This is a genomic window from Streptomyces sp. NPDC045968 (assembly GCF_056430475.1).
This window is the reverse complement of the sequence record NZ_JBWKLF010000014.1, coordinates 81708-105773: the sequence shown is the minus strand read 5'-3', so window position 1 is coordinate 105773 and position 24066 is coordinate 81708. Positions and strand designations below refer to the sequence as shown.

Sequence of the window (24066 nt, the reverse complement as noted above, 5' to 3'; positions counted from 1 at the left end):
CCCCCATCTTCGACCTCGTCGACTACGGCATCGTCGGAGACCTCTTCACCGTCGTCCCCCAACTCACCGAAGAAGTACACACCCGCAAGGGCTGAGCAGGGGAAGTTCCTGAGGACCGGGGCCGCGTGGTGATCTCACCGCGCGGCCCCGGCCGCTTTCGGGCAACCATTGACGCAGGTCGCGACCGCCTACTAACTTCGCTATGTGGATTACTGATTCCGGGAAGCGGAAACAGTGAGTGTCTGGAGGGTGTGGGAATGGGTCAGCAGGAGAAGGTGGCAACGAGCCTCGCCGGTGCCGTCAGCGAGAGCATCAGTGCCTCCCTGACGCCGGTGGACGCGGAACTCGCCCGCCGCTACCCGGGAGACCCCGGAACTCGCCAGCCCGTCCACACCGTCTACGTCCCCGGAGACGCCTTCACCCCGGACACCATCCGTTCCTGGGGCGACCAGGCGCTGAAGGCCCTCGACGAGCACGCCCCCGACGCCGGGACGCTGGCCGAGGTGCTCGGCATCCCGGCCGCACTCGCGGGCCCCGTCCACGACCGCGTACGCGCCAAGCTGGAGCGCGAGCCGATCGAGGACCTGCGCATCGACTTCGAGGACGGCTACGGCCCCCGCCCCGACGCCGAGGAGGACGAGGCCGCCGCCCGCGCCGCCCGGCTGATCTCCGAGGCGTACGCGAACGGGACGGCCGCCCCCTACATGGGCATCCGGATGAAGTGCATGGAAGCCGCCGTGCGCGACCGGGGCATCCGTACGACCGATGTGTTCCTCACCGGGCTGATGGAGGCCGGAGGTCTGCCCGAGGGACTCGTCCTGACGCTGCCGAAGGTGACGTACCCGGAGCAGGTCACGGCCTTCGTCCAGCTGCTCGAAGCCTTCGAGACCGCGCACGGACTGCCCTCGGGGCGGCTCGGCTTCGAGATCCAGATCGAGACCAGTCAGTCGATTCTCGCCGCCGACGGGACCGCCGCCGTCGCCCGCATGATCGACGCCGCGCGGGGCCGCGCGACCGGCCTGCACTACGGCACCTTCGACTACAGCGCCTGCGTAGGTGTCAGTGCCGCGTACCAGGCGAGCGACCACCCGGCCGCCGACCACGCGAAGGCCGTCATGCAGGTCGCCGCCGCGGGAACCGGCGTACGGGTGTCCGACGGCTCCACGAACGTGCTGCCGGTCGGCCCCACCCGCCAGGTCCACGAGGCCTGGCGTCTCCACTACGGGCTCACCCGCCGCGCCCTGGCCCGCGCCTACTACCAGGGCTGGGACATGCACCCCGGCCACCTGCCGACCCGTTACGCGGCCGTCTACACCTTCTACCGCGAGGGGCTGGAGCAGGCGGCCGCCCGCCTCGCCGCCTATGTGGCCAAGGCCGGCGGCGATGTCATGGACGAACCCGCCACGGCCAAGGCCCTCAGCGGCTATCTGCTGCGCGGCATCGACTGCGGAGCGCTCGACACCGCCGAGGTCGCCCGCCTCACCGGTCTGACCCGCGCCGACCTCGACGCCTTCGCCTCACCCCGTCGCGGCGACCTGACGGTCACGGCGCCGTAGCGGTCCACGGCTCCCGTCGGCCCGGCGCCCGGTCCGCGAACCGGTCGTCAGGCGGGCGGGAGTTCGCCCGAGCCGCGGGGGACGAGTGTGGTGGGGAGTTCGACGCGGGCCGGGGCGTGGTCGGCCCCGTCGAGGCGGCGGAAGAGGTGCTCGGCGGCCGTGCGGCCGACCGCGGCGGCGTCCTGGGAGATGACGGTGATGCCGAGCAGGTCGGCCAGCTCGATGTCGTCGAAGCCGACCAGGGCGACGGGCCGTTCACGGTCCGCCAGGACGCGTACCGCCGTCACCGTCACACGGTTGTTGCCCGCGAAGAGGGCGGTGACCGGTTCGGGGCCGCTCAGCATCGTCTCGGCCGCCTCCCTGACCCGGGCGGGTTCGGTCGATCCGAGGGAGACCCAGGTGTCCTCCACGGCGATCCCGGCGTCGGTCATGGCCGCGTGGTAGCCGCGCAGTCGCTCGGTCGCCGTGTGGATGCGCGGCTGGTCGCCGATGAAGCCGATCCTGCGGTGGCCGTGCGCGATCAGATGGGCGACCCCTTCGCGTGCGCCGCCGAAACTGTCGGAGAGGACCATGTCGGCGTCGATCCGTCCGGCCGGGCGGTCCACGAAGACGGTGGCGATGCCCGCCTTTATCTCGGGCTCCAGATAGCGGTGGTCGTCGCCGGCCGGGATCACGATCAGGCCGTCCACCCGGCGGGCGCACAGGGCGAGGACCAACTCCTGCTCGCGGTCGGGGTCCTCGGCGCTCGAACCGTTGATCAGGAGCGCGCCATGGGCCCGGGCGACCTCTTCGACGGCACGGCTCAACGGTCCGTAGAACGGGTCGGCCAGGTCCTCCAGGACCAGCCCGATGGAGGCGGTACGGCCCTTGCGCAGGACACGGGCACTGTCGTTGCGGCGGAAGCCCAGGGCGTCGATCGCCTCCTGGACACGGCGTTCGGTGTCGGGCGTGACGCCGGCCTCGCTGTTCACCACCCGGGAGACCGTCTTGAGGCCCACTCCGGCGCGGGCTGCCACATCTTTCATGGTCGGCCGGTTGCCGTAGCGGTTCTCGGAATGACGGGCGGTCTCGGCCACGGTGCGCTGTCCTGTCGTCGGGTACGGGTGGTCCGGCGGCCCATGCGGGCGGTGCCATGGAGGGCCGGAGGCTGTGGCGTCGAGCATAGGCCCTGGACAACGTTGTCAGCTGAATGGAGACTGTGCAGACCATTGGCTGAATTCGCAGGTCCCGCCCCCTCACCATCCGGAGAGCCCACACCGATGCATACCGACCTCGTCGCCGCGCTCGACATCGGCGGCACCAAGATCGCCGGCGCGTTGGTGGACGGCGGCGGCGCCCTCCTCGTACGGGCGCAGCGTCCCACGCCCGCCCGTGACGGCGCCGAGACGGTGATGGGTGCGGTCGGTGACGTCCTGTCCGAACTGAGGGCGTCCTCGCTGTGGGAGCGGGCAGGCGCCGTCGGGATCGGCAGCGCGGGCCCGGTGGACGCGTCAGCCGGCACGGTGAGCCCGGTCAACGTCCCCGGCTGGCGTGGCTTCCCCCTCGTGGACCGGGTCGCCTCGTCGACGGGCGGGCTGCCCGTCGTGCTGGTCGGCGACGGCGTCGCGATGACGGCGGCCGAGCACTGGCTCGGCGCCGCCCGGGGCTACGACAACGCGCTCTGCCTGGTCGTCTCCACCGGGGTCGGCGGTGGTCTGGTGCTCGGCGGGAAACTGCACCCGGGTCCCACGGGGAACGCCGGGCACATCGGTCACATCTGCGTGGACCTCGACGGCGATGCCTGCCCGTGCGGGGCGCGAGGCTGCGTCGAGCGCATCGCCAGCGGTCCGAACATCGCGCGCCGTGCCCTCGACGGCGGCTGGCTCCCCGGCCCGGACGGCGACGCCACCGCCGCCGCCGTGGCCGCCTCCGCCCGTGCGGGGGACCCGGTGGCCATCGCCTCGTACGAGCGGGCCGCGCAGGCGCTGGCCGCCGGAATCGCCGCCACCGCGACGCTGGCCGAGATCGACATCGCGGTGATCGGCGGGGGAGTGGCGGGAGCCGGAGAGGTTCTTTTCGCGCCGCTGCGGCGATTCCTGCGTGACTACGCCACGCTCTCCTTCGTCCGGCAGCTCACGGTGGCGCCCGCGGTGATGGGCACCGACGCGGGCCTGGTGGGCGCGGCCGCCGCCGCCTGGGCGTCGGGGGCGAAGGGGGTACGGGCGACGGGAGCCCCGGCCGCAGCCGTTCGGTAGCGGCCGGGAACGCTCTTCCAGGGGGTGCCCGGTTCGTCAGGCCGGGCACCCCCTGGGCTGTTTCCGGTCTCTCCCGGCGGGGCGCCGGGGCCGGTCAGCGGCCCCGGTCCGTCCCCTGCTGCGGCACGATCACCAGGAAGGCGTCCTGCTCCAGGTCCATCACCACTTCGACCGCCATGCCTTCCCCGCGCCGGGCCGCGGCGAACTCCTCCGCGGGCCAGCTGCCCCGTGGCCCGCCTGCGGGAAACTGCTCAAGCACTGTCCGGCGCATGGCGCGCCCCCCTTGTCGTCCCTGTCGATGATGGCTCCAACGACGTCCGGCGCTTCTCGTTACGGCCGTTCCCACCGGGACCCGCGGTCGGAGGACTCGTACAGTGGGACGCCCTCCGAGTGCCCGTCGGCCATGTCGCCGCAACGGCGTCGCCACAGCGGGGTTTCCGCGGCAGGGTGTTGCGGGCAAGCCACAGGGGGCTACGGAAGAGGGGGAACCGTGATCGTCTGGATCAACGGTGCGTTCGGTGCGGGCAAGACGAGCGCCGCGTGCGGACTGATCGATCTGATCCCGAACAGCACCTTGTACGACCCCGAGCTGACCGGTGAGGGGCTGCGCCACCTGCTGCCGCAGAAGAAGCTCGCCGAGGTGACCGACTTCCAGGACCTGCCGATCTGGCGGCGTCTGGTGGTGGACACGGCAGCGGCGCTGCTCGCCGAACTCCCCGGGGTGCTCGTCGTACCGATGACGTTGTTGCGGCAGGAGTACCGCGACGAGATCTTCGGAGGACTCGCCGCCCGGCGGATTCCCGTGTGTCATGTGCTGCTCTCACCTGAGGAAACGATCCTGCGTGCGCGTATCGCCGGCCGGGAGGATGCCACCGACGACGTCGAGTCCGGCGAACGAGCCCGTGGGTGGGCCCTGGAGCACATCGAGCCCTACCGGGCGGCCCTCGACTGGATCACCGCCGACGCCCACACGATCGACACCAGCACCCTCACTCCGTACGAGACGGCCGAGCGCATAGCCGAAGCCATACGCACCGGGACCGCGAAGGGGTGCGGGATCGTCCAGACGCCGGAACCCACCGCGGAGACGGTCGCCGCCGGGGTCCTGCTCTTCGACGAACAGGACCGGGTCCTGCTCGTCGACCCGACGTACAAGCAGGGCTGGGAGTTCCCCGGCGGCGTCGTGGAGGCGGGCGAGGCGCCGGCGGAGGCCGGGATCCGGGAGGTCGCCGAGGAGATAGGGCTGCGTCTCGACACCGTGCCGAAGCTCCTGCTCGTCGACTGGGAGGCGCCCCGGCCACCCGGCTACGGCGGGCTGCGCTTCCTCTTCGACGGCGGACTGCTGCGCCGTGAGGTCGCCGACCAACTGGTGCTGCCCGGCGAGGAGTTGCGCGGCTGGCGGTTCGTTACCGAGGAGGAGGCGGCGTCGATGCTGCCGCCCACGCGCTACGAACGGCTGCGGTGGGCGCTGCGGGCCCGCGAGCGGTCGACGGTGCTCAATCTGGAGGCCGGGGTGCCGGTGGGCTGACGGGCGCCGCGCGGCTTCGGTCAGCCCGTCAGCCCGCCACCCATCAGTCGTTCAGTCCTTCCTTCAGTCCTTCAGCCGTCGGCCGAGTCGCGGTCGGCGGCTGCGCGCAGGATCGCCGCCGCGTCGGTGGTGAGAGGGTCGCCATGGCCGAAACAGGCGGTGGCCGGGGCCAGCGCGGCCAGCCGCCGGAACGAGGCCTGGGCCTGCGCACGGTCGATGTTGAAAACGCCCAGCATCGCCTGGTCCACCCCGGCCACGCAGTCGCCGGTGAACAGCACGTCGTGGCGCGGCAGGTGGATACCGATGGAGCCGGGGGTGTGGCCGGGGGAGTGGACGACCCGGGCGCCGCCGGCGAACGGCAGCTCGTCGCCGTCCGACAGCTCGTGGTCGACCCGGGTGGGGGGAGCGTCCGGGACGGTCAGGCTGTTCTCGTACAACGGCTGTTCCCAGTCGAGGATTACGGGATCGGGCACCGGCTCGACGCCCCGGATCGCCGGGGCGTCGAGGCCGTGGGCCAGGATGTCGGCGCCGTACCGGTCCGCGAGTTCCTGAGCGGCACCGTAGTGGTCGCGGTGGCCGTGGGTGATGACGATCCGGCTGATCCCCGCCGGGTCCAGGCCGAGCCCGCGTACCGCGTCCTCGATGGCGGGCGCCGCATCGAGGTCGCCCGCGTCGATCAGGGTCAGGTCCGCGCCGTCCCGCCAGAGATACGCCTGGCCGATCCGGAAACGGAACATGTGCAGCTGAGGGAGCACCTCGACGAGTTCCATGCGGCGAACGTACGCACCGGCGCACGTCCGCCGCACAGAATTCTGCTCCTGGCGACTTCGCCCGAAAGCCCGCCGGTTCGCCCGAGCGCCCGGGCGCCCGTCGGCGACGGGACGTCGGTCAGGCGCTCCTGGACTCCGCGTAGTTCCGCAGGAACAGTGCCTCGGTGACCGAGAGCCGCTCCAGCTCCTCGGGCGACACGCTCTCGTTCACCGCGTGGATCTGGGCCTCGGGTTCGCTCAGGCCGATGAGCAGGATCTCCGCGTCCGGGTAGAGGCACGCGAGGGTGTTGCACAGCGGGATCGAGCCGCCCATGCCGGAGGACTGCATCTCCTCGCCCGGGTACGCCACCCGCATGGCTTCCGCCATCGACGTGTACGCGGGGCTGGTGATGTCGGCCCGGAACGGCTGGCCCTGACCGATCTGCTCCACGGAGACCCGCGCACCCCACGGGGCGTGCGACTCCAGATGTGCGGTCAGCAGCTTCGTCGCCTCGGCGGCGTCGTGGCCCGGCGGCACCCGCAGGCTGATCTGGGCCCGCGCGCTCGCCTGGAGCGAGGGCGTGGCCCCCACGACGGGCGGGCAGTCGATACCGATGACGGTGACGGCGGGGCGCGCCCAGATGCGGTCCGCGACCGTGCCCGTACCGATCAGCTCCACGCCGTCGAGCACCTTCGCGTCCTTGCGGAACTCGGCTTCCGGGTACTGCAGCCCGTCCCACTCCGTGTCCGCGGTGAGGCCGTCGACCGTGGTCGTGCCGTCCGCCGCGCGCAGCGACGCCAGCAGCTGGATCATGGCGGCCAGCGCGTCGGGGGCCGCGCCGCCGAACTGTCCCGAGTGCAGGTTCCCTTCGAGGGTGTCGAGCGTCACCCGGAGCATCGTCATACCGCGCAGCGTCGCGGTGACCGTGGGGAGACCGACCCGGAAGTTCCCGGTGTCACCGATGACGACCGTGTCGGCGGCGAGCAGTTCCGGGTTCGCCTCCGCGTACCGCTCAAGACCGCCGGTGCCCTGCTCCTCCGAACCCTCGACGATCACCTTGACGGAGACCGGCACACCGCCGTTCGCCTTGAGGGCGCGCAGCGCGAGCAGATGCATCAGGAATCCGCCCTTGCAGTCGGCGGCACCGCGGCCGAACCACCGGCCGTCGCGCTCGGTCAGCTCGAACGGCGGGGAGAGCCAGGCGGGCTCGTCGAGCGGCGGCTGTACGTCGTAGTGCGCGTACAGCAGCACGGTCGGGGCGCCGGCCGGTCCGGGCAGGAACCCGTAGACCGACTGGGTGCCGTCCGGCGTGTCGAGCAGGGCCACGTCCTGGAAGTCCTCGGCGCGCAGCGCGTCGGCGACCCAGCGGGCGGCCCCCTCGCACTCGCTCTTCGGGAACTGCGCGGGGTCCGCGACCGACCGGAAGGCCACCAGCTCGGCCAGCTCCGCCTTGGCCCGGGGCATCAGCGAGGCGACGGTCTCGGAAATCGGACGGGCGGTCATGGGCACGCTCCTCGTGGGTGCGACGTTATGAGTACGGCGCGGTGGTGCACGCCTTGTGGGTGACACCGTGGGTGCGGCGTCGAACGTATGACAAAAGCATGGCCGATCCTCCCACAGGGGGGACCGGCCGCGCCGCGCCGTAGGATGCCGTGAGCAGCTGGGGCCACTGGTCGGATCGGGAGCAGAAGCACATCGTGAGCAGCGAGAACGCAGACGCCGGACGTGAGCACGAAGAGCCGTCGGTACCGGAGTCGGTATGGGACGTCGTCGTAGTGGGCGCGGGTCCGGCCGGAGCCTCCGCGGCGTATGCGGCGGCCGTCGCGGGCCGGCGGGTACTGCTCCTGGAGAAGGCGGAACTGCCCCGGTACAAGACCTGCGGCGGCGGCATCATCGGATATTCGCGCGACTCCCTGCCCCCGGGCTTCGAACTGCCCCTGCAGGACCGGATCCACGCGGTCACCTTCTCGCTCAACGGGAAGTTCGCCCGCACCCGTCGGTCCAGGCGCATGCTCTTCGGGCTGATCAACAGGCCCGAGTTCGACGCCGGCCTGGTGGAGCACGCGCAGAAGGCGGGCGCCGAGCTGCGTACGGGGGTGGCGGTGCTGCGTGTCGAGCAGCACGGGTCCGCCGTGCCGGACCGGCGCACGGTCGCCGTGGTGCTCACCGGTGGCGAGACCGTCCTCGCCCGGGCGGTCGTCGGTGCGGACGGCAGCGCGGGCCGGATAGGAGCACATGTCGGGGTGAAGCTCGACCAGGTGGACCTCGGTCTGGAGGCGGAGATCCCGGTCCCGGAGACGGTCGCGGAGGACTGGGCGGGGCGGGTGCTCATCGACTGGGGCCCGATGCCCGGGAGTTACGGGTGGGTCTTCCCCAAGGGCGACACGCTGACGGTGGGTGTGATCTCGGCGCGCGGCGACGGCGCGGGGACCAAGCGGTATCTGGAGGACTTCATCGCCCGGCTGGGGCTCGCCGGCTTCGAACCGAAGATCTCCTCCGGCCATCTGACGCGCTGCCGCAGCGACGACTCGCCGCTCTCGCGCGGGCGGGTGCTGGTGTGCGGTGACGCGGCGGGCCTGCTGGAGCCGTGGACCCGGGAGGGGATCTCGTTCGCCCTGCGCTCCGGTCGCCTCGCGGGCGAGTGGGCGGTCCGGATCGCGGAGTCGCACGACGCGGTGGACGCACGACGCCAGGCCCTCAACTACGCGTTCGCCATCAAGGCGGGGCTGGGCGTCGAGATGAGCGTCGGCCGCCGCATGCTCAAGCTGTTCGAGCGCCGCCCCGGGGTGCTGCACGCGGTGCTGACGGGCTTCCGGCCGGCCTGGACGGCGTTCGCCGGGGTGACCCGGGGGACGACCTCGCTGGCCGAGCTCGTCCGTACGCATCCGCTGGCGCAGCGGGCCCTGTCCGCGATGGACCGCTAGCGGGGCGGGGCGGGGGAGCGGAGCCGGGCCGAGGAGCCGGAACGGAGCGGCGGAGCCGGGACGGGGCTGTCAGGGCCCGGCGGCTCAGTCCTTCCGGACGGTGATCCGGAAGACGGGGTGGTCGGGGCAGGCGGCGAGGAGTTCCTCGTCGGTCGACTTCGCGGTGATGCCCTTGAAGTACTGGTTGACCTCCCATCCCCACCGCTCCAGGTAGGCGCGGACGATCCGCATCTTCTGCTCGTCGTCCGCGATCTCCACCGCGGTGAAGGTCCGGGTCCTGCGGCCCACGCGCAGCTCGCCGCCGCCCGCGGCCCGCATGTTGCGCACCCACTGGGAGTGACCGCGGGCGGAGACCAGGTACTGCGCGCCGTCGTGGACGTGGGGGTTCACGGGGATGCGCTGCATCTGCCCGCTCTTGCGGCCGCGCACCGACATCTCCGCCGTACCGAGCAGGCTCACGCCGTGCCGGGCCAGCCAGCCGATGACGCTGTTCATCCGGACGGCGAAGGCGTTTCCCTGAAGGTAGTACGGCTGGGGCTGAGGTTGCGGTCGGGGCTGCGGCTGGGACATGGGAAACCTCCGGCTTGTGGAGAGCTGTGGAGAGATTCGGAGAGCGGTGCTCTCGCTTGAGATCAGTGTGTACGAGACAGCTGCACAAATGCAAGAGCAGTGCTCTCGATAGTGGTCAGTGATCTGATCCCGTGGCAGAGTGGAAGCCATGAGCAAGATCAAAGGGGCGCGGGAGCGCGCCCGCATCGAAGTGACCGCCGCGATCAAGGACGAGGCGAGGAAGCAGCTCGCGGCGGACGGAGCGGCGAAACTGTCGCTGCGGGCGGTCGCCCGCGAGCTGGGCATGGTCTCCTCCGCTCTCTACCGCTACTTCCCCAGCCGTGACGAGCTGCTCACGGCGCTCATCGTCGATGCCTACGAGGCCGTGGGCGAGACGGCGGAAGCCGCCCGCGACGCCGCCCGCGACCCCCTCGGCGGACCGGCGGGGGAGGAGCCGGTGGCCCGGGCGGCGGGCGGCACCACGGTCGCCGCCCCGCATCGCCGGCGCTGGACGGCGGTCGCCTGCGCGGTACGCGACTGGGCCCTCGCCCATCCCCATGAGTACGCCCTGATCTACGGGTCGCCCGTGCCGGGTTACATCGCCCCGCAGGACACCATCGGGCCCGCCTCGCGCGTGGGACTCGTGCTCATCGATCTCGTCCGGGACGCCTATCGCACCGATGGTCTGGCGGTTCCGCCGCTGCCCGGGGAACTGCGCGCCGAGGCCGACCGCATGACAGCCGACCTGGCGCCCGACCTGCCTCCGGCGGTGGTGGCCGCGCTTGTCGCCGCCTGGGCTCAGCTCTTCGGGCTGATCTCGTTCGAGGTCTTCGGCCAGTTCAACCGGGTCGTCGAGGCCAGGGAGTCGTTGTTCCGTCAGGCGGCGGGCGATCTGGCCCGCTCGGTCGGCATGACGGATGTGCCCGCCGTGCCGCCCCGGCGCGACTGACGGGGCACGAGGCCCGGGCCGCGCCCGATTCCGCCCCGGCGTACTCCCCTGGGAGTACGCCTGATCACCACGCCCGGCTGACGCCCGCCTGGGGGCTCTCCGTCTAGCGTGGCCGGCATGGAAGAGCAGCGCTGGCGCAGAAGTGACGGGGCCGACCGGGGATGCGATGGCCCCTGGGGGCGTGGCGGATTCCCGCGTCGGCTGTCCGGAGTCGGGATGCCGACCGCCGCGGGACTGCCGTGGCCCTCGACCGCCGCGCTTCTGGTCTTCGTGATGGCGGGCACGAACTTCGCGGCCCAGTCCCAGGACCGGCAGGCGCTGGACGTGTTCGCGCGGGTTCTGCTGTTCCTCGCTGTCGCGCCGCTGCTGTTCCGGCACCGTCAACCGGTGGCGGCGGTGGCCGGTACCTCGGCCGCGACGCTCGTCTATCTCGGGGCGGGATATCCGTACGGCCCCGTCTTCGTCGCCGTCGCCGTCGGCTGCTTCGGTGCCATCGTCTCCGGGCATCGGCGGGCCGCCTGGTGGTCGCTCGGTGTGCTCTGGGCCGGTCATCTGCTCCTGGCGCACTGGCTCTACCGATGGCTGCCGCCGGCCGGTGACGGCGCGGCCGGCTGGGGGCAGGAGGCCCTCGTCACCGCCTGGGTGATCGCGATCGTCGCCGCCGCCGAGCTGCTGCGCGTACGGCGTGAGCAATGGGCGGCGGCCCGTGCCGAGCGCGAGGCGGCGGAGAAGCGGCGGGCCGACGAGGAGCGGCTGCGGATGGCCCGGGAGCTCCACGACGTCCTCGCCCACAGCATTTCGGTGATCAACGTCCAGGCCGGGGTGGGCCTCGCGCTCCTCGACTCGGACCCGGAGCAGGCCCGTATCGCGCTCACCACCATCAAGTCCGCCAGCAAGGAGGCCCTGGGCGAGGTGCGCCAGGTCCTCGCCAACCTCCGTACCCCAGGCGACGCCCCCCGGGCCCCGGCCCCGGGACTCGACCGGCTGCCCGAACTCGTGGAGCAGGCATCGGGCGCGGGGCTGACCGTCACCGTCGAGACCGAGGGGGCGCGCGGCGCGGTCCCGCCCGGCACCGACCTCGCCGCCTTCCGCATCGTGCAGGAGGCTCTGACGAACGTGGTGCGGCACTCGGGCTCGCGTACGGCCGCGGTCCGTGTCGGATACGGCGCCGGGCGCATCCGGCTCCGTATCGACGACGAGGGCCCCGCCACCGGCAGTGACGCAGGAGGCAGCGGCAACGGACTCGTCGGAATGCGGGAGCGGGCCGCGGCGCTCGGTGGCACCATCGAGGCGGGCCCCCGGCCCGGAGGCGGCTTCCGGGTGAGCGCGGAGTTCCCGCTGCCGACCGGTTCGCAGGACCCGGCGGCGCCGCAGGAAGAGGAGACATGGTGATCCGCGTACTGCTCGCCGACGACCAACTGCTGGTCCGGGCCGGCTTCCGGGCGTTGCTGGACGCCCAGCCGGACATCGAGGTGGCGGGTGAGGCGGCCGACGGTGAGCAGGCCGTACGTCTGGTGCGTGAACTGCGGCCCGACGCGGTGCTGATGGACATCCGGATGCCGCGGATGGACGGTCTCGCCGCGACACGCACGATCACCGGCGATCCCGCGCTGAACGAGGTGAAGGTGGTCATGCTCACCACCTTCGAACTGGACGAGTACGTCTTCGAGGCCATCAGGTCCGGCGCTTCCGGCTTCCTCGTCAAGGACACCGAGCCCGAGGAGCTTCTGCGTGCGGTACGTGCGGTGGTCGGGGGAGACGCCCTGCTCTCGCCGGGCGTGACGCGCCGTCTGATCGCGGAGTTCGCGGCGCGTTCCAAGGAGCCCGCCGCTGCGACGGCCCTGGACGAACTCACCGAGCGGGAAAGGGAAGTGATGGCGCTCGTCGGGATCGGTCTGTCCAACGAGGAGATCGCCCGCAGGCTCGTCGTCAGCCCGTTGACCGCCAAGACTCATGTCAGCCGCACGATGGTGAAGCTCGGCGCCCGGGACCGGGCCCAACTCGTCGTACTCGCCTACGAGTCGGGACTCGTACGGCCGGGCTGGCTCGGCTGAGGCGACAGCCGGGCTGTCGCAGGGGGCAGTGGCTGTACGGCGACAACACCCCTACAGCCACCGCCCCCTGCCGCCGCGTCAGTCCCGGACCGTCACTTTCCGATCCCTGCCCCGGCGGCTGAACCGACCTCGGTGGCTGAACCGACCCCGGCCGCTGAACCGACCCCGGCCGCTGAACCGACCCCGGCCGCTGAACCGACCCCGGCCGCTGAACCGGCCTCGGCCGCCGCGGCCCGGTCCCCCTCGGACGAGGCGACGAGCACCGAGTGCTGCGCGGGACGGCTCCGGCGCAGCCCGGTGAGGGTGATCAGCAGTCCGGCGAGCGCGACCACGGTCACCACGACCAGGCCCGGCCGGAAGCTGTCGAGCACGGCCTGTGGCGATCCGTCGCCACCGCCGTCCGCCGTGATCGCGGCGGTCACCACGGCCAGGAAGATGGCACCGCCCACCTGGAAGGAGGTGTTCAGCAGTCCGGAGACCATGCCCTGTTCGTTGTCGTCCACCCCGTTGGTGGCCTGGATGTTGAGCGAGGGGAAGGCCACCGCGCAGGCCGCGCCGAGCAGCAGCATCGAAGGCAGGATCACCGCGGCGTAGGACGGGGTGAGGCTGATGCGCAGGAAGAGCGCGTAGCCGACGACGAGGAAGGCGAAACCGGCCGCGATCAGGCGTGGTGTGCCGAACCGGTCCACCACGGCGCCGATCTTCGTCGAGGAGAGGGCGACCAGCACGCCCGCGGGCAGGAAGGCGAGCGCCGTCTGGAGCGCGGACCAGCCGAGCAGTGACTGCATGTACTGGGTGACCAGGAACTGGAAGCCGACATAGCTGCCGAAGAAGGCCGCTGCGCCCAGCTGCGCCCTGACCTGGTCGCCGGAGCGCAGGACTCCGAGCCGGATGAGCGGGTTCGCGGTGCGCTGCTCGATCAGGACGAAGGAGGTGAGGAGGACGATCACGGTGAGGAACGACAGGAGCGTGCGGGCGGAGGTCCAGCCCACCTCGGGGGCCTGTACGACGGTGAAGACCAGCAGCAGCATGGAGACCGTGCCGGTGACGGCGCCCGGCAGGTCGTAGCCGCGGTTGGTGCGGTCGCGGTCGCTGTGCGGGATCAGCTTCAGGCCGGCCACCAGTGCCAGCAGGGCGATGGGGGCGGGCAGCAGCATCGTCCAGCGCCAGGAGAGCTGGGTGAGCAGACCGGACAGTACGAGGCCCATGGAGAAGCCGGTGGCCGCGCAGGTGGTGTAGATGGACAGGGCACGGTTGCGCTGCGTGCCCTCCTTGAAGGTCGTGGTGATGATCGAGAGACCCGCCGGGGCGGTGAACGCGGCACTCAGCCCCTTGATGAAGCGGCTGGCGATGAGCAGCGGCCCCGAATCGACGAGCCCGCCGAGAAGCGAGGCGAGGGCGAACACGGCGAGGGCGATCAGGAACACGCGACGCCTGCCGAGCAGGTCGGCCGCGCGGCCGCCGAGGAGGAGCAGCCCGCCGTAGCCGAGGATGTAGCCGCTGACGATCCATTGCAGGCTGGAGGTGCCGAGGCCGAGATCGTCGGCGATGGACGGGAGGGCGACGCCGACCATGGAGACGTCGAGAGCATCCAGGAACATCGCGCCGCAGAGCACCAGCAGGGTGCCCCAGAGGCGGGGGCTCCAACGCTCTTGTGATTGGGGGACGTTGAGCGGAGAGGTCATGCGGTGACAGTACATGCACATGCATTGAATGCAAATGCATTTAATTCTCATGCAACAAATGGCTCCCTCTCTGCTAACGTGCGGTTATGGCAGGGAACAAGTCCGAGCGGGCACTCGTCGACGAGTGGCGTGACATCCTCGCGCTGCATGCCAGGACCCTGTGCGAGCTCGACCGTGCGCTTCATCAACACGGCCTCGGAGCAAGTGATTTCGAGGTGCTCGACGTTCTCGCGGAGGGCCCGGCCGGGGACGGCGACGCCTCCTGTCGTGTACAGGAGATCGCCTCCCGGATCCATCTCAGTCAGAGCGCGCTCTCGCGTCTCATCGCGCGGCTGGAGAAGGACGGGCTGGTCTGCCGGGGCATGTGCAGCGAGGACCGCCGTGGCGTGCGCGTCACGCTCACGGACAAGGGGCGGGCCCTCCACGCCGAGGTCCGGCCGCTCCAGCGATCGGTGCTCTCCCGCATGCTGAACGGGCCGCGGGGCTGAGTGCGTTCCATACGGCCGGCGCCCGCCGGTCCGGCGGGCGCCGGACGGTCACGACCAGGTGATCCCGGAGTTCTCCGTCCACAGCCGGGCCAGTCCGTGGTCGCCGTCGAGCGTGACCGCGGACAGTGGGAGCCGGTTCCAGAGTGTGAGGTAGAGCTGCTCGGCGGTACCGCTCACCTCGCAGTCGACGGGCTCCTGTCCAAAGGAGGTCCCACTCCGCACGGCCTGCGGCGGCTCGGCCGACAGTCGTACGGTCCACGCCGCGTCCGCGTCCGTGACCCGCACCCGCAGCGTGCGCGGTATACCGGTCCGTACGCGGCTCTTCGGCCGGGCGTGGAAGCAGGTGAGCAGTTCGTCGATCCCGTCCAGCGCGAGAGCTTCGCCGACGGGGGAGAGCGACCCGCCGAGCGCCGACTCGGCGTCCACCCGGTGCACTGTCGTCTCATGGGCCTGACGCCGGGCCCAGAAGGCCAGCGGGGACGGCGCGGGCATGAAGGACCAGCAGTCGAGGTCGGCGGGCGCGGCCTTCAGCGCATCGACCAGCAGCCCGTGACCCTCACGGAACCAGTCCAGCAACTCGGCCCCGTCCAGGTCCGGTTCACCGCCGTCCGGGTGGTACGCCGTGTGGCCCTCGGCCACGAACGCGGTCGCCCAGCGGTGCACCATGCCGGTGTGCCGGAGAAGATGGCGCACCTGCCAGTCGGGGCAGGTCGGCACCTGGGCGTCGGGCCCCGCCTTCTCGGCCGCGGCCGCGAGTGAACGGCCTTCGTCGGACAGCGACGTGATGTGCTCGGCGATCTTCATGTCGTGATTCTGCCAGGGGTACGGATGGTGGCCCGGCCCCTTTCTCTCATGCCCTTCAGGCGTGCGCGGCGTTGCGTGCGCCGTATCCCAGCGCCGCCGCGGCAGCGGCCAGGAGAGCCACGGTCGTGAGTGCCACCGGCAGCGAGAACCAGTCGGCCAGGAAGCCGATGGCGGGCGGGCCCAGCAGCATGCCGCCGTAACCGAGCGTCGACGCGGCGGCCACCCCGCTCGAGCCCGCGAGTTCGCCGGCCCGGCCGACGGCGACGGGGAAGATGTTGGCCAGTCCCAGACCCGTGACGGCGAAGCCGAGAAGGGCGAGCCAGGCGGTCGGCGCGAGGGCTCCGAGCAGCATTCCGGCCGAGGCCGTCGCACCGCCCAGGGCGAGCGTCCGGGTCTGGCCGAGCCGCTCCAGCAGCGCGGTTCCGCTGAGTCGCCCGATGGTCATGGTCAGGGCGAACAGGGAGTATCCGGCGGCGGCCAGACCGGGCGCGGCGTTCAGATCCTGCTCCAGATGCAGGGCGCCCCAGTCGGCCAGCGCGCCTTCGCCGTACGCGGTGCAGAGGGCGATCACTCCGAAGAGGAGCACGATCCGGCGGGCCCGCCCGCTCAGCGGTCGCGGGGGAGCGGGGGTGGCCCGCCCGGGGGCGGGGGTGGCCGCCGAGGCGTTCCGATGGCGCAGCAGCGCCGGTCCGGCGGCCGCGGTCACCACCAGCCCGATGCAGGTGAGCGCCGTCAGATGCGTGGCGGCGGAGAGGCTACCGGCGACCAGGCCGCCGAGCCCGGCGCCGATCATGCCACCGAGACTGAACGCGGCGTGGAAGCTCGGCATCACGGGGCGGCGGAGGGCGGAGACCAGGTCGACGGCGGCGCTGTTCATCGCCACGTTCATGCCGCCGTACGCGGCGCCGAACACCAGCAGTACCAGGCCGAGGCCGAGCGGTGAGCGGGTCTGCGCGGGGAGCGCGATGCTCAGGGGGAGCAGAACGCCGCAGACCACGGTGACGGCATGACTTCCGTAGCGCCGGCAGAGCTTGCCCGTGAGCATCATGGTGATCACGGCGCCGGCGGAGACGCCCAGCAGAGCGAGCCCGAGGGTGGAGGCGGTGGCGCCGGTCTGGTGCTTGATGGTCGGGATGCGGACCACCCAGCCGGCGAAGAGGAAACCGTCGAGGGCGAAGAACACGGTCAGGGCGGTACGGAGTCGGGCCGACGAGGGTGGGGCGGTGTCTCCGCCAGGTCCCCCCGGGAGGGCCGTCCGCAGTTTGTTTAGTTGCGGCACAAACTCAGCATAGAGGCGCCCGGACAACAGACGCAAGACGGCTGCCCGCCGCGCACCCCGGCGGACACCGCACGGCACCTGAGCGTCGGCGGGACCTCCGGATCATGGGAGACTCGCCCCCATGAACGGCAAGGCGACCACTACCCGGACAAAGTTGGAGCGGGGCCGCAGCGCGCTCGGGCCCGCGCTCGAACTGGTCCACACCGGACGCGCGCCCACGCGCGCCGTACTGACCTCCGAACTCGGCGTCACCCGCGCGACCGCGGGCGCTGTCGCCGCGGAACTGGAGGCGCTCGGGCTCATCCGGGTCGACTCGAGCCCCGGCTCCGCCGCCGGTTCGCAGGGCCGCCCCTCGCACCGCCTCGCCGTCAGCGAGACCGGCCCGGTGGCTCTCGCCGCCCAGGTCCACGCCGACGGATTCCGCGCCGCGCTGGTCGGACTCGGCGGCCGGATCGTCGCCACCGCACCCGGCTGTGTCACCGTCATGGCCGACCCCGCCCAGGTCCTCGGCGAGGTCGTCGCGGCGGGCGCCCAACTGCTGAGGGACACCGGACTGCGGTGCGTCGGTGCCGGACTCGCCGTGCCCTCCGCCGTCGCCGAACCGGAGGGCACCGCCCTCAATCCGCTGCACATCGCCTGGCCCGCGGGCTCGCCCGTCCGCGAGATCTTCGCCGACTGCGTCCGTGAGACGGGCATCACCGGCCCCGCGTTCACCGGGAACGACGTCAACCTGGCCGCCCTCGCCGAACACCGGCACGGTGCCGGGCGCGGCGCCCAGCACCTGCTGTGTGTCGCCACCGGGCACCGCGGTGTGGGCGGCGCCCTGGTCCTCGACGGGCGTCTGCACAGCGGCAGTTCGGGACTCGCGCTGGAGGTGGGGCATCTCACGGTGAACGCCGAGGGGCGCCCCTGTCACTGCGGTGGCCGCGGCTGCCTGGACGTCGAGACCGACCCGCTCGCCTTCCTCACCACGGCCCGCCGGGAGCCGGGGCCGGAGGAGTCACTGCTCAAGCAGGCCGGCGATCTGCTGCGTACGGAGTACGAGGACGCGGCCGTACGCAACGCCGCCGAGGAGCTGATCGACCGGCTCGGCCTGGGCCTCGCCGGACTGGTCAACATCCTCAACCCGGACCGCATCATCCTCGGCGGACTCCACCGCGACCTCCTCGACGCCGACCCCGAACGGCTCCGTGCGGTCGTCGCCGACCGCAGCCTGTGGGGGCGCAGCGGGAGCGTGCCGATCCTGCCGTGCACCCTGGCCCACAACAGCCTGGTGGGCGCGGCCGAACTGGCCTGGCAGCCGGTGCTCGACGACCCGCTCGCCGCCCTCGCCTGACAGCGATCGGGCGGGGTGCCGCCATGCCTGCCGGGGCGGCTACGGCGGGCCGAACGCGAACGCCCGCGCCGGATTGCCGACCAGCACGGTGTCCAGCAACTCCGCACCGAGGACGTGCTCCAGCCGAGGACGCAGCCGGCGCAGCAGATACGGCATCCCCGGGGTCTCCGGCACCGTCGTGTCGCCACCGATCAGCAACTGCCCGCCGAATCCGGCGTCGGCCAGCTCCGACAGCTGCTCAGGCAGCCGCCAGTCGGTGGCGTGATGGGCGCGCGACGGCCCGTCGAAGGCGAGGAACGCTCCCGCCCGCGCCGCTTCGCGCTGCACGAACCCGTCCGGCGAGCGGCCCAGGTGGCCGAGGATCACGCGCCCCGGATCGACCTCCAACTCCCCGCACAGCAACTCCAGTACGTCGATCGCACCCGTCCCGAGCTCCAGATGGACCGCGATCGGCGCGCCCGTGCGGTGGTGCGCCTCGGCCGCCGCCGTCATGGTGGACCGGGCGTGACGGTCCACGCCGTGGAAGGCGCCCGCGACCTTGATCAGCCCCGCCCGCACCCCGGTCGTCCCGATGCCGTCCGTCAGCCCCGCGACGAACAGACCGGCCAGACCGTCCGCGATCCGCCCCAGCAACTCCGGTGCTTACTGGGCCGCTTGATGCAGACCCGTCGCCGCCACCACATGGACCCCGGTGGCGCGGGCGAGCGCCGCCAGGTCTTCGGCCCGTCGTCCCATCCCGTACGGAGTCCACTGCACCACCGACCGCCCGCCGAGTCCGTGGAAGGCGCGCAGCCGCTCCCCGGCCAGGGCGGGGTCGGCGAGTTCCTGCCCCGGCAGCCGGGGACTGCGGATGAAGAGATGGTCGTGGGCGTCACAGACGCCCAGCTCCCCGGCGGGGATGTCGCCGAGGACCGTCCGGACCGTGCTCACCACTGCCTCCCGCGGTCCAGCCGGTCGCGCTCGGGCGCCGACAGATGCAGCACCTCGTAGCGGTCACCCTCGGCCTCCGGTGCCTCCTGCTCCCAGAGGCTGAGATGAACCAGCTCCCAGTGCCGCGGGTCGACGGCCAGCGCCGTGGCGACGGCCCCCGGCTCCGTGGCCTGCCGCAGCGACTTCTCGGCGGCGGCGGCGATCGCCACCCCCGGGTCGACCGATTCAGGGAGGAGTTCGCGGCGGCGCACCGCGGTGCGGGGGCGTGCGGACGCCGCGCGCCCCTCGGCGTACGAGAGGCCCGTCCAGTGCTGCACCGGGGGCCGGCCGAAGTCATTGACGATGCCCTGGAATCCGGGTCCGAGGAGGAAGGCGTTCATGCCTTCGGGGGCGGACCAGAGGTAGAACGGTGCGTACTGGTTGACCGGCGAACTCCCGCCCCGCTCACGTATCAGAAACGCCTTGAGGCCGAGACCCGGGAACTCGTCCAGGAGGTGCCCCTTCATGGCCACCCGTTCGCGGATGATCCCCATGTCGTAGTCGGCGGGCAGAGTGATCTCGTACTGCATCGCATGCATCGGGTTCTCCTCAGGCGGTGGGGTGACGAGACGTGAGCAGGGCGAGCAGGCCGGCCACAGCCGCGTCGAACGCGGCGGGTGAGCCCGAGGCACGCGCGAGCACATAGCCGCCCTGGACGGTGGCGACGATCGTCGCCGCGATCTCCTCCGGCACGATCCCCGGACCGAACTCACCCTGCTCCAGGCCCTCCTGGACGATCTCGGCGAGCCGGCCGCGGAGCCAGGCGAGGGTCTCGTCGACCGGGGTGCGCAGCTCGTCGCTCGCCACCACATCCGGGTCCATCGTCAGACGGCCCACCGGGCAGCCACGCAACACGTCCCGTTCACGCAGGAGATACGCCGAGAGCCGCTCCCGCGCCGTCCCGGGCCCGTCGAGCGACTGCCCCGCAGCGGCGCGGAGTTGTTCGGTCGTGCGGAGGATGGCTGCGCGTGCGAGGCCGGGCTTGCCCGTGAAGTGGTGGTACATGCTGCCCTGGCCCGCCCCCGCCTGCTGCTGGATGGCCTTGGGGCTCGTCCCCACGTAGCCGCGCTCCCACAGCAGCTCCTGGGTGGCCTCGATCAGACGCTCCGGAGTGCTCATGCGCTCACTGTACATACCAGTAGGTACAGAATCCATGGAAGCGCGCGTACCCACCGGGAGCAGTCCCGTCGGCCCGGTGTACTCCCGCGGGGGTACGCGCACTGCCGCTGGCCGTACGACGACCGGGACCCCCCTCCCACGACAGGCTCGTGAGCGACAGAAGAACGCGAGCCACGACCTCTGACGAGGGAGCTGACCGAGATGAACACTTTGGCGCACTCCGGCGGGCCCGGACCCTGGATCCTCCTCTTCCCGCTCATCTGGGCGGCCGTCGTGGCCGGTGGCGTGACCCTCCTGCGCCGCACCATCTGGCGCGGACGCCGAGCCCCCTGGCAGGCGCGGACGTCCGAGGGCGGCCCCGGTGTCTCCTCTCCGATCGCCCTTCTCGGCCGGCGCTTCGCGGCGGGCGAGATCGACGAGGAGGAGTACTGGCGCCGGCTCTCCGTCCTGGACGAGCAGTTCGGCCGTACCAAGGGCGGTGCGGCATGACCACCTCCGTCCGCACCACGCCCGCCGCGGGCACCACAGCCGCTCAGGTCGTCGACGCCGTGAAGGTCTACGGCTCCGGGGACACCGAGGTCAGGGCCCTGGACGGGGTGAGCGTCGGCTTCCCGGCCGGCCGTTTCACCGCGATCATGGGCCCCTCGGGCTCCGGCAAGTCGACGCTGATGCACTGCGCCGCCGGACTCGACACCCTCACCTCCGGCTCGGCCTTCGTCGGCGGCACCGATCTCAGCACGCTCGACGACCGCAGGCTCACCCTGCTGCGGCGCCGGCGTATCGGTTTCGTCTTCCAGTCCTTCAACCTCATCCCGACCCTCACGGTCGCCGAGAACATCACCCTGCCGATGGACCTCGCGGGGGAGCGGGGCGACCGTGAGTGGCTCGACGCACTCATCGACACCGTCGGACTGCGCGACCGGCTGCACCACCGGCCGAGCGAACTCTCCGGCGGTCAGCAGCAACGCGTCGCCGTGGCACGGGCGTTCGCGGGCAGCCCGGACGTCGTCTTCGCCGACGAGCCGACCGGCAACCTCGACTCCCGTGCGGGCGACGAGGTCCTGCGGCTCCTGGGCCGCACGGTCCGCACCACCTCCCGTACGGTCGTGATGGTCACCCACGACCCGGTCGCGGCCGCCCACGCCGACGAGGTCCTCTTCCTCGCGGACGGCCGGCTCGTCGACCGGATGCAGGACCCCACGGCGGAGCGCGTACTCGACCGGCTCAAGGCGTTCGACTCTCCGTCCGGCACATCGGCGGTGACCTCATGAGCAGCGCCCGCGCCTCCGCGCGCCTCAGTCTCTCCTCGCTCCGCGCCCACAAACGACGCTTCGCCGGGACCTTCACCGCCGTCCTGCTCGGGGTGGCCTTCCTCGCCGGAACCCTCGTCATGGGCGACACCCTCCGCGCCGGTTTCGACAGCATGTTCGGCACCGCGGCCGGCGGTACGGACGCTGTCGTGCGCAGCGCCGACGTGGTCACCGTCTCCGGTGAGACCCAGGGCACCCGGCGGCCCGTGAACACCGGACTGGTGCGGCAGATCGAGCGGACCCCCGGGGTCGCCGCCGCGGCTCCCCGTATCGAGGGCGCCGGCCAGCTCATCGGCTCCGACGGCGAACCCATCGGCGGCCAGGGACCGCCCACCGTCGCGGGGAACTGGATCGAGGACCCCGAGCTCAACCCCTACCGGCTCGCCGAGGGACGGACTCCCTCGGCGCCCGGCGAGGTCGTCGTCAACCGTGGCACCGCCGACAGGGGCGGGCTGAAGATCGGCGACACGACCGTGCTGCGCACCCCCGACCCCGTACGCGTCACCCTCGTCGGCCTCGCCACGTTCGGCGGCGAGGACGGCATGGCCCAAGTCACCTACACCGGAATGACGCAGGCTGACGCGGAGAAGTACCTCACGCCGAAACCCGGCGGGGCGGCGAGCATCCAGGTGAGGGCCGGCCCCGGCACCGGCCAGCAGGAACTCGTCGACGCGCTGCGCCCCGTCCTGCCCGAGGGAGTGGAGGCCATCACCGGACAGGCGTCCGCCACCGAGAACCAGGACATGATCTCCGGCGCCTTCCTCAGCCTGTTCACCACGCTGCTCCTGGTGTTCTCCGGGATCGTGCTGCTGGTCGCGACGTTCTCCATCCACAACACCTTCGCGATCGTCGTCGCCCAGCGCACCCGCGAGAACGCGCTGCTGCGCGCACTGGGTGCCTCCCGCCGCCAGATCGTCGGCTCGACCCTCGTCGAGGCCACCGTCGTCGGGATCATCGCCTCCGCGGCCGGTCTGATCGGTGGCATCGCGATCGCCGCCGGACTCCAGGCACTGTTCCCCGTCATCGGATTCCCGTTCCCCGAAGGCGCGCTGGTCATCAGCGGGCTCTCCATGCTTCTGCCCCTGGGCGTCGGCATCGTCGTCTGCCTCGGCTCCGCCCTGGTGCCCGCCGTCCGGGCCGGCCGCATCGCGCCGCTCGCCGCCCTGCGCGAGACCGCGGTCGACGACTCGGCTGCCTCCCGCAAGCGGGCCGTCCTCGGTGGCGCGCTGCTCCTCGCCGCAGTCGCCGTCACCCTGACCGGCGTCCTCGTCACCCCGTCCGTATGGCTGTCGGCCGCGGGAGCCGTTCTCATGCTCGTCTCCTTCGTGGTGCTCGGCCCGGTCGCCTCCTCGTACGCCGTACGCATCCTCGGCGCACCGCTCGACCGGCTGCGGGGCGTCACAGGGGCGCTGGCCAAGCGCAACGCGCTGCGCAGCCCGAAGCGGACATCGGCCACCGCCACGGCCCTGATGACCGGTGTCGCCGTCGTGTCCCTCTTCACCGTCTTCGGCGCCTCGCTGAAGGCGACCATGGACGAGACCGTGGACCGGTCCTTCGCAGGCGACGTGGCGATCAGCGCACCCGCGTTCGGCGCGGGCGGCAGCGGGCTCAGCCCGAAACTCGCCCCGGCCGTGGACCAGCGGCCCGAGGTCGCCGCCGCGGTCGGTCTCGGCAAGGGCGTCGCCGAGGTGGACGGTTCGGGGCGGGCCCTCACCGTCACCGACCCGGCCGCACTCGCCGAAGTCCTCGACCTCGGAGCGGTCGACGGATCACTCGCCTCGCTCGGTGCGGACGGCCTCGCCCTGTCGGACACGGAGGCCGCGGAGCGCGACCTGCGTACCGGCTCCACCACCCGGCTCACCTTCACCGACGGCACCACGCAGACCTTCACCGTCCGCGCCGTCTTCGCACAGCCGGAGCTCGCGGGCGACTACCTCATCACCCGCGCGGCGTGGGCTCCGCACCGGGCCCAGGACTCCGACTCCCTGATCGCCGTGGCCTTCAGGGACGGAGTGTCCATGGCCGCCGGAAAAGCCGCCGTGGAACGGACCGCGGAGGCCTACGGCAGCCCGGAGGTCCAGACCCGCGAGGAGTACGCGCGGTCCTCGGCCGGCGGCATCGACATGATGCTCACGCTGATCTACGCGCTGCTGGCACTCGCCGTGCTGATCGCACTACTGGGCATCGCCAACACCCTCACCCTGGCCCTTCACGAACGCACCAGGGAACTGGGCCTGCTGAGGGCCGTCGGACAGACCAGGAACCAGCTGCGGGCCATGGTCCGCTGGGAGTCGGTCCTGGTCGCCGCGTTCGGCACGGCAGGCGGGCTGCTCCTCGGCGCCTTCCTCGGCTGGGTCCTCGTCGAGGCGTCGGAAGGCTCGGGCGATACCGCCTTCGCGTTCGCCCTGGCCCCCGGCAGGCTGCTCGTGGTGGGCCTGGTCGGACTCGCCGCCGGCGCGCTGGCCGGCTGGCGGCCGGCCCGGCGCGCCGCACGCCTCGACGTACTGCGCGCCATCGCCACGGAGTAGCGGG

The 24066-nt window shown here is 72.1% G+C and carries 22 protein-coding genes and 1 pseudogene; 12 read left to right on the top strand and 11 right to left on the bottom strand.

Annotation, left to right across the window (positions count from 1 at the left end; translation table 11 throughout):
* Positions 1-257 precede the first annotated feature (257 nt).
* The gene (locus AC07FA_RS31645) at positions 258-1556 is read left to right on the top strand and encodes a DUF6986 family protein (RefSeq protein ID WP_479079769.1); all 1299 of its coding nucleotides are present in this window, start codon (positions 258-260) and stop codon (positions 1554-1556) included.
* Between the two features lie 47 nt (positions 1557-1603).
* On the opposite strand, the gene AC07FA_RS31640 is transcribed toward AC07FA_RS31645, so the two are convergent.
* A complete protein-coding gene (locus AC07FA_RS31640) occupies positions 1604-2632 on the bottom strand; it encodes a LacI family DNA-binding transcriptional regulator (protein ID WP_479079768.1) in 1029 nt (342 codons plus the stop codon).
* Between the two features lie 183 nt (positions 2633-2815).
* Here AC07FA_RS31640 and AC07FA_RS31635 point away from each other — a divergent pair, with 183 nt between their 5' ends.
* Entirely contained in the window at positions 2816-3790 is a 975-nt protein-coding gene (locus AC07FA_RS31635) for an ROK family protein (RefSeq protein ID WP_479079767.1), read from the top strand.
* Positions 3791-3884: 94 nt separating this feature from the next.
* Here the strand turns inward: AC07FA_RS31635 and AC07FA_RS31630 are convergent, their stop codons facing one another.
* Positions 3885-4061 carry a hypothetical protein gene (locus AC07FA_RS31630; RefSeq protein WP_479079766.1) on the bottom strand — a complete coding sequence of 59 codons (177 nt, stop codon included), beginning with the start codon at positions 4059-4061 and terminating at the stop codon, positions 3885-3887.
* Positions 4062-4280: 219 nt separating this feature from the next.
* Between AC07FA_RS31630 and AC07FA_RS31625 the strand changes: the two genes are divergently transcribed.
* A complete protein-coding gene (locus tag AC07FA_RS31625) occupies positions 4281-5318 on the top strand; it encodes an NUDIX hydrolase (RefSeq protein WP_479079765.1) in 1038 nt (345 codons plus the stop codon).
* 71 nt (positions 5319-5389) lie between these two features.
* On the opposite strand, the gene AC07FA_RS31620 is transcribed toward AC07FA_RS31625, so the two are convergent.
* Positions 5390-6088, bottom strand: coding sequence for an MBL fold metallo-hydrolase (locus AC07FA_RS31620; protein ID WP_479079764.1), 699 nt, complete (start codon positions 6086-6088; stop codon positions 5390-5392).
* A gap of 118 nt (positions 6089-6206) precedes the next feature.
* Complete coding sequence (locus AC07FA_RS31615; protein ID WP_479079763.1) at positions 6207-7571, bottom strand: M20/M25/M40 family metallo-hydrolase; 1365 nt, start codon at positions 7569-7571, stop codon at positions 6207-6209.
* Positions 7572-7765: 194 nt separating this feature from the next.
* On the opposite strand from AC07FA_RS31615, the gene AC07FA_RS31610 reads away from it, so the two are divergent.
* Positions 7766-8992, top strand: a complete 1227-nt coding sequence (locus AC07FA_RS31610) for a geranylgeranyl reductase family protein (protein WP_479079762.1) — start codon at positions 7766-7768, stop codon at positions 8990-8992.
* Positions 8993-9076: 84 nt separating this feature from the next.
* On the opposite strand, the gene AC07FA_RS31605 is transcribed toward AC07FA_RS31610, so the two are convergent.
* Positions 9077-9562, bottom strand: a complete 486-nt coding sequence (locus AC07FA_RS31605) for a nitroreductase family deazaflavin-dependent oxidoreductase (RefSeq protein ID WP_479079761.1) — start codon at positions 9560-9562, stop codon at positions 9077-9079.
* A gap of 148 nt (positions 9563-9710) precedes the next feature.
* Between AC07FA_RS31605 and AC07FA_RS31600 the strand changes: the two genes are divergently transcribed.
* The 3 genes from AC07FA_RS31600 to AC07FA_RS31590 all read left to right on the top strand — a co-directional run bounded on the left by AC07FA_RS31600 (position 9711) and on the right by AC07FA_RS31590 (position 12544).
* Entirely contained in the window at positions 9711-10490 is a 780-nt protein-coding gene (locus AC07FA_RS31600; RefSeq protein WP_479079760.1) for a TetR/AcrR family transcriptional regulator, read from the top strand.
* A gap of 117 nt (positions 10491-10607) precedes the next feature.
* Positions 10608-11882: a sensor histidine kinase gene (locus tag AC07FA_RS31595; RefSeq protein WP_479079759.1), complete on the top strand. Its 1275-nt coding sequence runs from the start codon at positions 10608-10610 to the stop codon at positions 11880-11882.
* Positions 11879-12544 carry a response regulator gene (locus AC07FA_RS31590; protein WP_479079771.1) on the top strand — a complete coding sequence of 222 codons (666 nt, stop codon included), beginning with the start codon at positions 11879-11881 and terminating at the stop codon, positions 12542-12544. Before AC07FA_RS31595 ends, AC07FA_RS31590 begins: the two co-directional genes overlap by 4 nt.
* 92 nt (positions 12545-12636) lie before the next feature.
* Here the strand turns inward: AC07FA_RS31590 and AC07FA_RS31585 are convergent, their stop codons facing one another.
* On the bottom strand, positions 12637-14229 hold the full coding sequence (locus AC07FA_RS31585; protein WP_479079758.1) for an MFS transporter: 1593 nt from the start codon (positions 14227-14229) through the stop codon (positions 12637-12639).
* 86 nt (positions 14230-14315) lie between these two features.
* On the opposite strand from AC07FA_RS31585, the gene AC07FA_RS31580 reads away from it, so the two are divergent.
* Positions 14316-14717, top strand: a complete 402-nt coding sequence (locus AC07FA_RS31580) for a MarR family winged helix-turn-helix transcriptional regulator (protein WP_479079757.1) — start codon at positions 14316-14318, stop codon at positions 14715-14717.
* A 48-nt stretch (positions 14718-14765) separates the two neighbouring features.
* Here the strand turns inward: AC07FA_RS31580 and AC07FA_RS31575 are convergent, their stop codons facing one another.
* Together AC07FA_RS31575 and AC07FA_RS31570 are read right to left on the bottom strand one after the other, a co-directional pair.
* The gene (locus tag AC07FA_RS31575) at positions 14766-15521 is read right to left on the bottom strand and encodes a maleylpyruvate isomerase family mycothiol-dependent enzyme (RefSeq protein WP_479079756.1); all 756 of its coding nucleotides are present in this window, start codon (positions 15519-15521) and stop codon (positions 14766-14768) included.
* A gap of 55 nt (positions 15522-15576) precedes the next feature.
* A complete protein-coding gene (locus AC07FA_RS31570; RefSeq protein WP_479079755.1) occupies positions 15577-16704 on the bottom strand; it encodes an MFS transporter in 1128 nt (375 codons plus the stop codon).
* Positions 16705-16921: 217 nt separating this feature from the next.
* Between AC07FA_RS31570 and AC07FA_RS31565 the strand changes: the two genes are divergently transcribed.
* Positions 16922-18136, top strand: coding sequence for an ROK family protein (locus AC07FA_RS31565; protein WP_479079754.1), 1215 nt, complete (start codon positions 16922-16924; stop codon positions 18134-18136).
* A gap of 39 nt (positions 18137-18175) precedes the next feature.
* On the opposite strand, the pseudogene AC07FA_RS31560 reads toward AC07FA_RS31565, so the two are convergent.
* The 3 genes and pseudogenes from AC07FA_RS31560 to AC07FA_RS31550 all read right to left on the bottom strand — a co-directional run bounded on the left by AC07FA_RS31560 (position 18176) and on the right by AC07FA_RS31550 (position 20224).
* A pseudogene (locus tag AC07FA_RS31560) lies at positions 18176-19069 on the bottom strand (phosphotriesterase family protein).
* Complete coding sequence (locus AC07FA_RS31555; RefSeq protein ID WP_479079753.1) at positions 19063-19644, bottom strand: DUF4865 family protein; 582 nt, start codon at positions 19642-19644, stop codon at positions 19063-19065. Before AC07FA_RS31555 ends, AC07FA_RS31560 begins: the two are co-directional and overlap by 7 nt.
* Before the next feature lie 10 nt (positions 19645-19654).
* Positions 19655-20224 carry a TetR/AcrR family transcriptional regulator gene (locus AC07FA_RS31550; protein ID WP_479079752.1) on the bottom strand — a complete coding sequence of 190 codons (570 nt, stop codon included), beginning with the start codon at positions 20222-20224 and terminating at the stop codon, positions 19655-19657.
* A 201-nt stretch (positions 20225-20425) separates the two neighbouring features.
* Here AC07FA_RS31550 and AC07FA_RS31545 point away from each other — a divergent pair, with 201 nt between their 5' ends.
* Genes AC07FA_RS31545 through AC07FA_RS31535 form a run of 3 tightly spaced genes read left to right on the top strand, consistent with a single transcriptional unit; the run spans position 20426 to position 24062 of the window.
* On the top strand, positions 20426-20713 hold the full coding sequence (locus tag AC07FA_RS31545; protein ID WP_479079751.1) for an SHOCT domain-containing protein: 288 nt from the start codon (positions 20426-20428) through the stop codon (positions 20711-20713).
* Positions 20710-21495, top strand: a complete 786-nt coding sequence (locus AC07FA_RS31540; RefSeq protein WP_479079750.1) for an ABC transporter ATP-binding protein — start codon at positions 20710-20712, stop codon at positions 21493-21495. Before AC07FA_RS31545 ends, AC07FA_RS31540 begins: the two co-directional genes overlap by 4 nt.
* Positions 21492-24062, top strand: coding sequence for an ABC transporter permease (locus AC07FA_RS31535; protein WP_479079749.1), 2571 nt, complete (start codon positions 21492-21494; stop codon positions 24060-24062). The genes AC07FA_RS31540 and AC07FA_RS31535 overlap by 4 nt, the downstream gene beginning before the upstream one ends.
* Positions 24063-24066 lie beyond the last annotated feature (4 nt).